This is a genomic window from Microbispora cellulosiformans (genome assembly GCF_008728085.1).
Lineage (GTDB): Bacteria > Actinomycetota > Actinomycetes > Streptosporangiales > Streptosporangiaceae > Microbispora > Microbispora amethystogenes.
Window position 1 is genome coordinate 19,273 of the sequence record NZ_VYTZ01000016.1, and the last position, 12,276, is coordinate 31,548.

The window sequence follows — 12,276 nt, forward strand, 5'->3', positions numbered from 1 at the left end:
ATACCGTACAAGACATGATCGGAAAGACCATTGCGACCACGGCGGCCGGTCTGGCCGTGCTGACAACCACCCTGGCGGCTCCTTCGGCGGCGTCCGCGAGCGGCACCAAGCAGGTCCACCTGCGCAAGGGCCTGACCCTCACCATCCCCGCGTCGTGGAAGGCGGTCCAGGCCGGCTCGGACTGGACCCGCGTCGTCACCGGCTCGTGTCCCAGCCTCGGCACCATGGACTTCGGTTTCCGCGACGCGGGATGCCACGGCTTCTGGGTGCTGGGCCCGAAGGCCCTCAAGATCGGCAACCACACGTTCCAGTACTACAACCCGAGGTACGGGTTCGACCCCGCGACCGACGTCAGCGTCTGCCCGAGGACCGTGCGCCTGTACAAGGGCACCATGAAGCTCGCGGGCAAGGGCCTGCGGAAGGTCGGGGCGGGTCACCGGGCGGACTACCACGCATGGGCGGCGACCTGCGTCGACAAGAAATTCAGGGTGAAGATGCGCTACAGCCAGCGCGAATGGTATCTGCCCACGTCGAAGATTTTGATCGTCGACCAGTGGAACACCCCGGGCCTGGACGGGATCCTCAAGAAGGCCACCTGGCGCTGACCACTCGGGGCTGACCACCGCCTCCGGCGCGGCCGGTCAGCGCAGCGCGGCGATCTGGTCGTCGAACCAGCGGCGGGGCGGCAGCGCGGTGGCCGCCTCCCGCAGCCGCAGGCCGCGCTTGAGGCGCTCCTCCTCGGGCAGCGTCAGCGCCTCGTGCAGCGCCGCCGCCGTGGCGGTGACGTCGAACGGGTTGACCAGCAGGGAGTCGGCGCCGAGCTCGGCCGCCGCGCCCGCCTCGCGGGACAGCACGAGCGCGCACCGGGGCGACAGGATCGGGCCCTCCTTGGCTACCAGGTTCATGCCGTCCCGGACCGGGTTGACGAGCAGCACGTCGGCCAGCCGGTACGCCGCGAGCGAGCGCGGGTAGTCGTCGTTGACGTTGAGGATCAGCGGGTCCCAGTCCTCCGTGGCGTACTCGTCCTCGATCTCCTGGGCGCACCGCTGCACGGCCGCCGTGTACTCGCGGTACTCGGGCAGGTCGTGCCGGGAGGGGTAGGCGAAGGCCAGGTGGACCACCCGTCCGTGCCACTCGGGATGCCCCGCCAGGAACGCCTGGTAGGCCCGCAGGCCGCGGACGATGTTCTTGGACAGCTCCGTGCGGTCGATCCGCACGATCAGCCTGCGGTCGCCGACGTGGTCCCTGATCGCCGCCATGTGCGACTCGACGTCCGGCTCGGCCGCCCGCGCCCGCAGCGCCTCGCCGTCCACCCCGAGCGGGTGCACGCCGATCCGGGTGATCCTGCCGGCCCAGGTCACCGTACGGTCCGCGTGGTCCACCTGGGCCCCGAGCAGGGCGGCGCAGCAGTCCATGAAGGCGCGCGCCCAGCGGGCGGTGAGGAAGCCGGCGTGGTCGGCGCCGAGGATGCCCGACAGCACCTCCGCCGCGACGTCCTCGGGCAGCAGGGCGAAGTATTCCGGCGGGGCCCAGGGCGTGTGCGAGAAGTGCGCGATGCGCAGGTCGGGCCGTTCGACCCGGAGCATCGCGGGGGTGAGCGTCAGGTGGTAGTCCTGCACCATCACCCGGGCCCGGGCCGTGGCCTCCTCCGCCAGCGCCAGCGCGAACGCGCCGTTGTAGGTGCGGTACGACTCCCACTCGCGGGCGAACCGGGTGCCGAACTCGGGGGAGAAGGGCGTGTTGTAGAGCAGGTGGTTGACGAACCACAGGGTCGAGTTCGCCACGGCGTTGTAGGCGCGGTGGAAGACCGCGGGCGGGATGTCCAGCATGCGGATGGGCCCCGTGTCGAACGCCTCGTCGAGCCGGCCCCCCGGCGCCTGCCGCACCGCCCCGCGGTCGCCGTCCGACAGCGCCGCGCAGACCCACAGCACGTCGGTGTCCCTGACCACGTCCGACAGCCCGGACACGAGCCCGCCGCCGCCCCTGCGCATGGTCAGGCCGCCGTCCTCCGACAGGGTGAAGGACACCGGGCCCCGGTTGGACGCGATCAGAACGGAGCTGCTCATTGGGGTTTCCCCTCGATCAGAGCGGGCGCGCATGCCGGAAGATTAATAAAAGCGGACCTCCATCAATAGGATGTCAACCGATCGCGGGAGGGCTGGAACGGGATGGCACTGGACGACGTCACCGAGGAGCTGGCCGGATCGGCCGCCCGGGGAGATCACCGCGCCCTCGGCGAGCTGCTGCGGCGCATCGAGCCCGACGTGCTGCGGCACTGCGAGCGGCTTCTACCGTACCGGCAGGACGCGGAAGAGGCGGCGCAGGACACGCTGCTCGCCGTGGCCCGCAACATCGCCCGGTTCGAGGGCCGGGCCAAGTTCAGCACGTGGCTGCACATCGTGACCGTGAACTGCGCCAGGACGACCTACCGGTCGCTCAAGCGGCGCTCGTCGGAGCAGGCGGAGGAGCTGCCCGAGCAGCGGCCGGACCCGCGGCGGGTGAGCGTCATCGCCGGGTCGCGGCTCGACCTGCTCGACGCGATGGAGGCGCTGGAGGCCGAACGGCCCGACCTCGCCCAGGCGCTCGTGCTGCGCGACATCTGCCAGCTCGACTACTCCCAGGTCGCCGAGCAGCTCGGCATTCCCCTCGGCACCGTCAAGTCCCGGATACACCAGGCACGCAAATACGTGCAGAGCGCGCTCGGCGAGGCCTACGGCTGATACAAACCTTCTCACCATCTGAGACAACGGAACGGACACAGGGGACGCCGGGGTACAGTGCTGGAGGACCTTTTTCGAAGGTCCCACAACTGAAGATGCTCATCCAGAGGGGTGGAGGGACCGGCCCTGCGAAGCCCCGGCAACCTCCCCGGTGTCGAACTCGTGCCCACGAGGCCCGGCCGGGACAGGTGCCAATTCCGGCTCGCGGCCAGGGTGGTCGCGAGCGAAGATGAGGGAAAGGCCTCGCTTCATGGCGCACAGCAACACTGCGGCCCCCACCACCACCGACTTCGGCCCCGCCACCGGTCTGTCCTGCCGGGAGTGCGGCGCTCACTACGAGCTCGGCCCGGTCTTCGCCTGTACGGAGTGTTTCGGCCCCCTTGAGGTGGCGTACGACTTCGGAGAGGTCCGCCGGGAGGACATCGCGGCGGGCCCGACGAACATCTGGCGATACCGCTCCCTGCTTCCCGTCCCCGCCGGGGTGGCGGACAAGCCCAACCTGCAGCCCGGCTGGACCAAGCTCGTGCGGGCCGACCGGCTGGCGGCCGAGCTCGGGCTGCGGTCGCTGCACGTCAAGGACGACTCCGGCAACCCGACCCACTCCTTCAAGGACCGGGTCGTCGCGATCGCGGTCGAGGCCGCGCGCGCCTTCGGCTTCCACACCCTGTCGTGCTCGTCCACCGGCAACCTCGCCGGCGCGGTGGGCGCCGCGGCGGCCAGGGCCGGGCTGGACTCCTGCGTGTTCATCCCCGCCGACCTGGAGGCGGCCAAGGTCACCATGGCCGCGGTGTACGGCGGCCGGCTGGTCGGCATCGACGGCACCTACGACGAGGTGAACCGCTTCTGCTCCGAGCTCATCGGCGACGAGCTGGGCGAGAAGTGGGGATTCGTCAACGTCAACCTCCGGCCCTACTACGCCGAGGGTTCCAAGACGCTGGCGTACGAGATCGCCGAACAGCTCGGCTGGCGGCTGCCCGAGCAGATCGTCGTGCCGGTGGCCTCCGGCTCGCAGCTCACGAAGATCGACAAGGGCTTCCGCGAGCTGATCAAGCTCGGCCTGGTCGAGGAGCGGCCGTACCGGATCTTCGGCGCGCAGGCCGAGGGCTGCTCGCCGGTCTCCCGCGCCTTCAAGGCCGGGCAGGACGTGGTGCAGCCGGTCAAGCCCGACACCATCGCCAAGTCGCTGGCCATCGGCAACCCGGCGGACGGCCCGTACGTGCTCGACATCGCCCGGCGCACGGGCGGTGCGGTGGAGGACGTGAACGACGGCGAGGTGGTCGAGGCGATCCGCCTGCTGGCCAGGACCGAGGGCATCTTCGCCGAGACCGCGGGCGGCGTCACGGTCGGCGTGCTGCGCAAGCTCGTGCGCGAGGGGCGCCTCGACCCCGAGGCCGAAACCGTCGTGCTGAACACCGGCGACGGTCTCAAGACACTTGACGCGGTGGCCGCGCAGGCTCGCCCGTCCGCGGTCATCCGTCCCTCCCTCGACGCCTTCCGTGCGGCATTCGCCAACTGAAAGCGTTATCACAGGCCCATCGGCAGCAACGAAAGCGAGTGAGCAATGAGCGTTTCCGTGCGGATTCCGACGATTCTGCGGACGTACACCAACGGCGTCGCGGAGGTAAGCGGGGAGGGGGGAACGCTCCGCGAGGTCCTGCAGAAGCTGGATGCGGACTATCCGGGCATCGGAGGTCGAATCCTGGATGAGACGGGCAAGATTCGGCGTTTTGTCAACGTCTATGTCGGAGAAGAGGACGTCCGTTTCGCCGATGGGCTGGACACCGCCACGCCGGACGGGGTACAGATTTCGGTCATCCCCGCCGTCGCCGGGGGCTGAGCCGCGGCACCGCCGCCGTGCACCTGACATGCGCTTCTTTCACCGGGGAAGTGGGGCGTCGCGGCGGCGAAAGGTGAAGCGCTCAACCTTTCGGTAGAAAAGTGAATAATCGTCTGTACCGCTTTGAGCGAACGCGACGTAGTAGTTTGCGGATTGACTCTGTTGTTCTACGCCTTGACACGGGTATGGTCGAAGACGATCGACGAAACCGGGGGCTTCTTGGGTGTGGTCCCCAGCCCAGCAAGAGGAGTCGGAAGTGGCGCAGGGCACCGTCAAATGGTTTAACGCGGACAAGGGCTACGGCTTCATCGCGGTAGACGGTGGGAAGGATGTGTTCGTCCATTACTCGGCAATCATGATGGACGGCTACAAGGCCCTCGAGCAGGGTCAGCGGGTTGAGTTCGACATCACGCAGGGGCAGAAGGGCCCGCAGGCGGAGGCCGTACGGGCCGTCGCCTGATCCCGTCAAGCGACCATTGGAGGCCCGGTCCGCGATCCGCGGACCGGGCCTTCGGCTCGTCCGTGCCCGTCGGTCCTCGTTTGTCCTCGTAAGGGTGTTCGGGAACCTCGTCCAAGCTGGTCAGAGTGGCTTCCGCTTGCACTCTCGGGGGTAGAGTGCTAAATACTTGTTTGGCACTCTGAGGTCGAGAGTGACAACAACCGGGATCGGGGCGATGGGGCTCGCGCAGGGATAGCGGGTCCACGCCGTCGCGGGCGTCGGCTCGGTCCGTTGAAGACACCCTGCTACTGGGAGGTCTAGCCTAATGGCAGCCAAGATGATCGCGTTTGACGAGGACGCCCGGCGCGGTCTCGAGCGCGGTATGAACCAGCTCGCCGACGCCGTGAAGGTGACCCTCGGCCCCAAGGGCCGCAACGTCGTGCTGGAGAAGAAGTGGGGCGCCCCCACGATCACCAACGACGGTGTCTCCATCGCCAAGGAGATCGAGCTCGAGGACCCGTGGGAGAAGATCGGCGCCGAGCTGGTCAAGGAAGTCGCGAAGAAGACCGACGACGTCGCCGGTGACGGCACGACGACGGCCACCGTGCTCGCCCAGGCGCTGGTCCGCGAGGGCCTGCGCAACGTCGCCGCCGGCGCCAACCCGATGTCCCTGAAGAAGGGCATCGAGGCCGCCGTCGAGCGCGTCAGCGAGGAGCTGTCGAAGCTCGCCAAGGACGTGGAGACCAAGGAGCAGATCGCCTCCACCGCCTCCATCTCCGCCGCCGACCCGGAGATCGGCGCGCTCATCGCCGAGGCGATGGACAAGGTGGGCAAGGAAGGCGTCATCACCGTCGAGGAGAGCAACACCTTCGGTCTGGAGCTGGAGCTCACCGAGGGCATGCGCTTCGACAAGGGTTACGTGTCCGGCTACTTCGTGACCGACCCCGAGCGCATGGAGGCGGTCTTCGAGGACGCCTACATCCTCATCGCCAACCAGAAGATCTCGGCGAACAAGGACCTGCTCCCGCTGCTCGACAAGGTCGTGCAGTCCGGCAAGCCGCTGGTCCTCCTCGCGGAGGACGTCGAGGGCGAGGCCCTGGCGACCCTGGTGGTCAACAAGATTCGCGGGCTGTTCAAGTCCGTGGCCGTCAAGGCCCCCGGCTTCGGCGACCGCCGCAAGGCCATGCTCCAGGACATCGCGATCCTGACCGGCGGCCAGGTCATCTCCGAGGAGGTCGGTCTCAAGCTCGAGAACGCCACCCTCGACCTGCTCGGCCGCGCCCGCAAGATCGTCGTCACCAAGGACGAGACCACGATCGTCGACGGCGCCGGTGACGCGGAGCAGATCTCCGGCCGCGTGAACGAGATCCGCGCCGAGATCGACCGCACCGACTCCGACTACGACCGCGAGAAGCTCCAGGAGCGTCTCGCCAAGCTGGCCGGCGGCGTCGCCGTCATCAAGGCCGGCGCGGCGACCGAGGTCGAGCTCAAGGAGCGCAAGCACCGCATCGAGGACGCCGTCCGCAACGCCAAGGCCGCGGTCGAGGAGGGCATCGTCCCCGGCGGTGGCGTGGCCCTGCTGCAGGCCGGCGCCAACGCGTTCGACAAGCTGGAGGTCAACGGCGACGAGGCGACCGGCGCGGCGATCGTCCGCAAGGCGCTCGAGGAGCCGCTGAAGCAGATCGCCGTCAACGCCGGCCTCGAGGGCGGCGTCGTGGTGGAGAAGGTCCGCAACCTGCCCGCGGGCGAGGGCCTCAACGCCGCGACCGGCGAGTACGTCAACATGTTCGAGTCGGGCATCATCGACCCGGCCAAGGTCACCCGCTCGGCGCTGCAGAACGCGGCGTCCATCGCGGCCCTGTTCCTCACGACCGAGGCCGTCATCGCCGAGAAGCCCGAGAAGGAGAAGGCCCCCGCCATGCCCGGCGGCGGCGACATGGACTTCTGAGTCCTGCTCTCCCGCTTCACCAGGAAGGGCGGTTCCCCCTCGGGGGAGCCGCCCTTTTCCTTGTGCGCCCCCGTTTCCCCGCGCGCCTCGGGTCCCACGGGCGGCCGGGCTCCGCCGTCACCGCCTGACGTCGATCCCCGCGGCTCAGCTGAGGCGCCTGACCCAGCGGGCGCAGTCGGTCTGCATCGTGTATCCCGCCGCCGACCAGGCGTGGTGCGCCAGGGCGTTGTCGTTGAGGACCATCGCGTCGACCCGGAACGCGCCGTACTTCCGGAACCGCTCCTCGGCGGCCCGGATCAGCTGTGATCCGATGCCCTTGCGCCGCTCCGCCGGGTCGACGGCGAGCCGGTAGAGGCTCGCCCGCCAGCCGTCCCAGCCCGCGATCAGCGTGCCGACCACGCGGCCGTCGATCTCGGCGATGATCAGCGCCTCGGGGTCACGCTCGACCAGCGCCGTCACCTTGGCGGCGTCGTCGTGCCGGTCGGTGTTCTCCGCGGACTCCAGCCAGAACCGCAGCACGGCCTCGACGTCGTCGAGACCGCCGTACCGCAGGATGACCTCGCTCATCTCATATCAACTCCTCGGGAAGATCGTGGGCGTGCAGGATGGTCAGGGACGTCACGGCCCGGGTGAGGACGACGTAGAGGCGGGCGAGCCCCCGGTCCTCGGCGGCCACGATGCCGGCGGGCTCGGTCACGATCACGTGGTCGTACTCCAGTCCCTTGGCGAGTGTGGCCGGCACCAGCAGCACCCGGTCGTCGCCCGTCGCGTCGGGGCCGAGCACCGCGTGCGGCACGCCTGCGGTGTCCAGGGCGGCCGAGAGGGCCGGTACGGCGGCGTCCGCCGCGATAACACCGATCGAGCCCTCGCGGTCGAGCGTCCGCCGCAGGGCCTCCGGAAGGGCCGCGGCGACGTCGGGCACATGCCGTACGGACAGCGATCCGGCGCCGGGACGCAGGGAGCGGGGCGGGGCGAGATCGGGCGCGACGGAGGGCAGCAGCCGCGCGGCGAAGTCGAGGATCTCGCGGGGCACGCGGAAGCCGAGCGTGAGCTCGGTGACCTCCCCCGAGGGCTGGCCGAGGTGGTCGAGCACGGTCTTCCACGACCGCGCCGACCAGGGGGTGGTGCCCTGGGCGAGGTCGCCGAGCACGGTCGCCGAACCGGTGCGGCAGCGCCGCCCGAGCGCGCGCAGCTGCATGGCCGACAGGTCCTGCGCCTCGTCCACCACCAGGTGGCCCTGGGACGGGGTGCGCTCGACGAGGTCGCCGAGTTCGTCCAGCAGGGCGGCGTCGGCGGCCGTCCACTTCGCCGACCGGTGCGACTTGTATGGCTTGCGCCACAGGAGCAGTTCCTGCTCCTCCGCGGTGAGATCCGACCGGGCGGCCTTCGCGAGGAACTCGGCGTCCGACAGCAGGCGGTGCAGCACCTGCTGAGGAGTCAGTTTGGGCCAGACGGCGTCGAGGACGGCCCTGACCGGCTTCGAGCGGGCCACCGCGTCCTGCGTGCGGTCGTCGGGCGACTCACCGCGGCGCTCCATCTGCACGAGCACGGCGTGCGCGAGCCGCTGGGCCAGCATCGTGCGGCCCGGGCCGTATCGCGTCGTGCCGCGCAGCGAGGCGACGATCTCCCGGACCTCGTGGTCGGGCACGCGGTAGCGGTTCACGCCCTTGGTGACGAGCACGCCCTCGACCGGCTTGACGACGTGCAGCCACAGGGCGCGGCGCAGGACCTCGGCCATCCGGGCGTCACCCTTCACGGCCGCCACCGCCGGGTCCTCGGGATGCGCGTGCTCGCCGAGGACGCCCGCCACGGTCGTCTGGTCGACCTTCACCTCGCCGAGAGCCGGGAGGACCGAGGAGATGTACGCGAGGAAGGCGCGGTTGGGGCCGACGATCGTCACGCCCGACCTCGCAAGCTTCTCGCGGTGGGTGAACAGAAGGTAGGCGGCGCGGTGCAGGCCGACGGCGGTCTTGCCGGTGCCGGGGGCGCCCTGCACGCAGACGGTCACGCCGAGGTCCGCGCGGACGATCTCGTCCTGGTCGGGCTGGATGGTGGCGACGATGTCGCGCATGGGGCCGGTGCGGGGGCGCTCGATCTCCTCGGTGAGGAGCCTGCTCTGCCCGAGCGCCCGGCCGTCCAGCGGTTCGTCCTCGTACGCCGTGAGGTCGCCGCCCCGGTAGCCGAACCGGCGGCGCAACGCGACGCCCATCGGGTCGGACGGGCTCGCCTGGTAGAAGGCGCGGGAGATCGACGCGCGCCAGTCGATGACGAGGGGCCGGCTGTTGTCGTCGTGCACGTGCCGGCGGCCGACGTGGATGGTGTCCGGCAGGTCGTCGCCGGCGGTCCGGTCGAGGCGGCCGAAGAACAGCGGTGTGTCGGGGTGGTCGGCCAGGGCGGCCACGCGCTGGTCGAGCAGGCCCTGGAGCACCTGCTGCGACACCCAGTCGGCGGCGGCGTCCGCGGACAGCGACTGCGCGTGTTCGCGCATCGCCCGCAACGCGGCGCGGGAGGCCGCGAGATGGGCGCGCTCGGCTTCGAGCACATTCTCAGGCATGCGGAAAACTCCTCCGTACACGACGAGGACACGACAAGGACCGACCGAAGACAGGACCGAGGACAGGACTGAAGACGGGCAGCGGACAGGCTGCGGACGGGAAGGACGAGAGGCGGAAGGACAAGAGCTTAGCGACGGGCGCCCAGATGCCGAAACGGTATTTCTCTAGCGTGTCGCCGTTCGCCTGCCTGGGTATCTCTACGCGGGTGACGCGCACCTGGGTTCCTCCCGCGATCCCGGCGGCGGTGAGCCTGTTGCTCGCCACGCTGTGGGGCTTCGCGGTCTTCGGCGGCTGGAGCCGGCTGGCCTTCTGCGCCGGTCTGGAACCGGCGCCGGACTGCGCGGATCGGCTGGCGTCGGTGGCCTCGCTGTCCGAACTGGTCGCGCTCGTCGCGGCGGGGACGACGGGGTTCGCCTGGTTCGCCCGTCGCGAGTCCCTGTACGGCGTGGCCGTGGCGGCGTGGATCGCGGCGCTGGCGGTGCTGTTCTTCGGCGGCCTGGCCGTCCGCTGAGCCGCGGGCGCCCGGACCGACGGAGGCTCTGAGGCGCTGTGCCCCGGATGCCTGCCTGGCGTCTCCGGCGCGCCGGACACGGTGCTGTGAGGCGCCTGGCCACTGTGGCCGCCGAGCATGCCGGGCGCTGTGCTGCCGAGCGTGCCTCGGCACCGTGCTGCTGAGCGTGCTCGGCACGGTGCTGCTGAGCGTGCTCGGCACGGTGCTGCCTTACGTGCTGCGCGTTGCGCTGCTCAGGCGCGGTGATGCCGGGGTGATTTATTGCTGTGTGTCGCGTTTATATAACCGCGTTCGGTAGCGATTTGCTCACTCACCGGAGAATTGGTAACACTCTCCGCTTTTTTGCGACAAACCAGGGACAAGGTGAAAAATGCGCATATTGCGTGATTCGCCGTACTGAGTGGGTATTGCCGCCATCACGGCACCGCGATGTCGGTATAGGAGCGAGGGGGTGATGTGGTGACACGGCCCGCAGGCATTTCCTGGATCTGACAGGTGCCCGTCGATCTTCACCGTTCGATCTTCACCGTTCGGCTCCAGACGGCCGATCTTCACCGTGGACGTGGTCCCGGGGAAACGCGCCCCGGGACACGGCGCCCACCCGGCGAGATCACCTCGCCGGGTCCTCCTGGCCCACGTCGTCGGCGTCAATGATGTGATACGCGTATCCCTGCTCGGCCAGGAAGCGCTGCCGGTGCGCGGCGAACTCCTGGTCGACGGTGTCCCGGCTCACGACGGAGTAGAACAGCGCGCCTCCGCCGTCCGCCTTGGGGCGCAGCACCCGGCCGAGCCGCTGGGCCTCCTCCTGGCGTGAGCCGAACGTGCCGGAGACCTGGATCGCCACGGCCGCCTCGGGCAGGTCGATGGAGAAGTTGGCGACCTTGGAGACCACCAGCACCTGGATCTCCTTGTCGCGGAACGCCTGGAACAGCCGCTCGCGCTCCTTGACCTTGGTCTCTCCCTTGATGACCGGCGCGTCGAGGTGCTCGCCCAGCTCGTCGAGCTGGTCGATGTACTGCCCGATGACCAGCACCTGCTCGCCCTCGTGCCGCCGCACCAGCGCCTCGGTGACCCTGATCTTGGCGGGGGTGGTGGAGCAGAACCGGTAGCGCTCGTCGCTCTCGGCCATCGCGTAGGCCAGTCGCTCGTCGTCGCGGAGCGTCACCCGGACCTCCACGCACTCGGCCGGGGCGATGTAGCCCTGGTTCTCCATCTCCTTCCAGGGCGCGTCGTACCGCTTGGGCCCGATGAGCGAGAAGACGTCGCCCTCCCGGCCGTCCTCGCGCACCAGCGTGGCGGTCAGCCCGAGACGGCGGCGCGCCTGGAGGTCGGCGGTCATCCGGAAGATCGGCGCGGGCAGCAGGTGGACCTCGTCGTACACGACGAGCCCCCAGTCGCGGGCGTCGAAGAGTTCGAGGTGCCGGTAGGTGCCCTGCCTCCGGGTGGTCATGACCTGGTAGGTGGCGATGGTGACCGGGCGGATCTCCTTCTTGGTGCCGGTGTACTCCCCGATCTCGTCCTCGGTCAGCGAGGTGCGCCGCAGCAGCTCCTGCTTCCACTGGTGGGCCGAGACCGTGTTGGTGACCAGGATCAGCGTGGTCGCCCGCGCGTGCGCCATCGCCGCCGCGCCCACGATCGTCTTGCCCGCGCCGCAGGGCAGCACGACGACGCCGGAACCGCCGTGCCAGAACGCGTCCGCCGCCTCCTTCTGGTACGGCCGCAGCTCCCAGCCGTCCTCGCGCAGGTCGATCGGGTGATGCTCGCCGTCGACGTATCCGGCCAGGTCCTCGGCCGGCCAGCCGAGCTTGAGCAGCGTCTGCTTGATGTTGCCGCGTTCGGAGGGATGCACGGCCACCGAGTCGGCGCCGAGACGATCCCCGACCAGGGGCTGGATCTTCTTGGACCGCAGCACCTCCTCCAGCACCGCGCGGTCGCTGGTGGTGAGCACCAGGCCGTGCACCGGGTGCTTCTCCAGCCGCAGGCGGCCGTACCGCGCCATGGTCTCCGCGACGTCCACGAGCAGCGCGTGCGGCACGGGGTAGCGGCTGAACCCGATGAGGGCGTCGACGACCTGCTCGGCGTCGTGCCCGGCGGCGCGGGCGTTCCACAGCGCGAGCGGGGTGACCCGGTAGGTGTGGACGTGCTCGGGAGCGCGTTCGAGCTCGGCGAACGGGGCGATCGCCTTGCGGCACTCGCCGGCCCTCGGGTGATCCACCTCCAGCAGCAGCGTCTTGTCCGACTGAACGATCAGCGGCCCGTCACTCAA

General features: G+C 69.8%; 12 protein-coding genes and 1 riboswitch. Of the genes, 8 read left to right on the forward strand and 4 right to left on the reverse strand.

The window, feature by feature from the left end; genetic code table 11:
• Nucleotides 1-14 precede the first annotated feature (14 nt).
• Nucleotides 15-605: a hypothetical protein gene (locus F5972_RS31215; RefSeq protein ID WP_150938747.1), complete on the forward strand. Its 591-nt coding sequence runs from the start codon at nt 15-17 to the stop codon at nt 603-605.
• Nucleotides 606-641: 36 nt separating this feature from the next.
• Here F5972_RS31215 and F5972_RS31220 read toward each other — a convergent pair whose 3' ends face one another.
• Nucleotides 642-2,066, reverse strand: a complete 1,425-nt coding sequence (locus tag F5972_RS31220) for an alpha,alpha-trehalose-phosphate synthase (UDP-forming) (RefSeq protein ID WP_150938749.1) — start codon at nt 2,064-2,066, stop codon at nt 642-644.
• A gap of 102 nt (nt 2,067-2,168) precedes the next feature.
• On the opposite strand from F5972_RS31220, the gene F5972_RS31225 reads away from it, so the two are divergent.
• The 5 genes from F5972_RS31225 to groL all read left to right on the forward strand — a co-directional run bounded on the left by F5972_RS31225 (nt 2,169) and on the right by groL (nt 6,944).
• Nucleotides 2,169-2,720: an RNA polymerase sigma factor gene (locus F5972_RS31225; protein WP_150938751.1), complete on the forward strand. Its 552-nt coding sequence runs from the start codon at nt 2,169-2,171 to the stop codon at nt 2,718-2,720.
• Between the two features lie 96 nt (nt 2,721-2,816).
• A riboswitch (SAM riboswitch) is annotated at nt 2,817-2,956 on the forward strand.
• Nucleotides 2,957-2,970: 14 nt separating this feature from the next.
• A complete protein-coding gene (gene thrC / locus F5972_RS31230) occupies nt 2,971-4,236 on the forward strand; it encodes a threonine synthase (protein ID WP_150938753.1) in 1,266 nt (421 codons plus the stop codon).
• Nucleotides 4,237-4,281: 45 nt separating this feature from the next.
• On the forward strand, nt 4,282-4,557 hold the full coding sequence (locus F5972_RS31235) for a MoaD/ThiS family protein (protein WP_138461929.1): 276 nt from the start codon (nt 4,282-4,284) through the stop codon (nt 4,555-4,557).
• Nucleotides 4,558-4,813: 256 nt separating this feature from the next.
• Complete coding sequence (locus tag F5972_RS31240) at nt 4,814-5,017, forward strand: cold-shock protein (RefSeq protein WP_150938755.1); 204 nt, start codon at nt 4,814-4,816, stop codon at nt 5,015-5,017.
• Between the two features lie 304 nt (nt 5,018-5,321).
• Complete coding sequence (groL, locus tag F5972_RS31245) at nt 5,322-6,944, forward strand: chaperonin GroEL (RefSeq protein WP_150938757.1); 1,623 nt, start codon at nt 5,322-5,324, stop codon at nt 6,942-6,944.
• A 144-nt stretch (nt 6,945-7,088) separates the two neighbouring features.
• Here the strand turns inward: groL and F5972_RS31250 are convergent, their stop codons facing one another.
• Entirely contained in the window at nt 7,089-7,511 is a 423-nt protein-coding gene (locus F5972_RS31250; protein ID WP_150938759.1) for a GNAT family N-acetyltransferase, read from the reverse strand.
• Nucleotide 7,512: 1 nt separating this feature from the next.
• Entirely contained in the window at nt 7,513-9,498 is a 1,986-nt protein-coding gene (locus F5972_RS31255; protein WP_150938761.1) for a HelD family protein, read from the reverse strand.
• 206 nt (nt 9,499-9,704) lie between these two features.
• Here F5972_RS31255 and F5972_RS31260 point away from each other — a divergent pair, with 206 nt between their 5' ends.
• On the forward strand, nt 9,705-10,010 hold the full coding sequence (locus tag F5972_RS31260; protein ID WP_150938764.1) for a hypothetical protein: 306 nt from the start codon (nt 9,705-9,707) through the stop codon (nt 10,008-10,010).
• Nucleotides 10,011-10,164: 154 nt separating this feature from the next.
• Complete coding sequence (locus tag F5972_RS37570; RefSeq protein ID WP_191910400.1) at nt 10,165-10,308, forward strand: hypothetical protein; 144 nt, start codon at nt 10,165-10,167, stop codon at nt 10,306-10,308.
• Between the two features lie 312 nt (nt 10,309-10,620).
• Here the strand turns inward: F5972_RS37570 and F5972_RS31265 are convergent, their stop codons facing one another.
• On the reverse strand, nt 10,621-12,276 hold the full coding sequence (locus tag F5972_RS31265) for a DNA repair helicase XPB (protein WP_150938766.1): 1,656 nt from the start codon (nt 12,274-12,276) through the stop codon (nt 10,621-10,623).

What these genes read in the sequence shown, in the direction of transcription:
- F5972_RS31215 (WP_150938747.1), top strand. Translation starts at nt 15, where the DNA reads ATGATCGGAAAGACCATTGCGACCACGGCGGCCGGTCTGGCCGTGCTG.
- F5972_RS31220 (WP_150938749.1), bottom strand. Translation starts at nt 2,066, where the DNA reads ATGAGCAGCTCCGTTCTGATCGCGTCCAACCGGGGCCCGGTGTCCTTC.
- F5972_RS31225 (WP_150938751.1), top strand. Translation starts at nt 2,169, where the DNA reads ATGGCACTGGACGACGTCACCGAGGAGCTGGCCGGATCGGCCGCCCGG.
- thrC (WP_150938753.1), top strand. Translation starts at nt 2,971, where the DNA reads ATGGCGCACAGCAACACTGCGGCCCCCACCACCACCGACTTCGGCCCC.
- F5972_RS31235 (WP_138461929.1), top strand. Translation starts at nt 4,282, where the DNA reads ATGAGCGTTTCCGTGCGGATTCCGACGATTCTGCGGACGTACACCAAC.
- groL (WP_150938757.1), top strand. Translation starts at nt 5,322, where the DNA reads ATGGCAGCCAAGATGATCGCGTTTGACGAGGACGCCCGGCGCGGTCTC.
- F5972_RS31250 (WP_150938759.1), bottom strand. Translation starts at nt 7,511, where the DNA reads ATGAGCGAGGTCATCCTGCGGTACGGCGGTCTCGACGACGTCGAGGCC.
- F5972_RS31255 (WP_150938761.1), bottom strand. Translation starts at nt 9,498, where the DNA reads ATGCCTGAGAATGTGCTCGAAGCCGAGCGCGCCCATCTCGCGGCCTCC.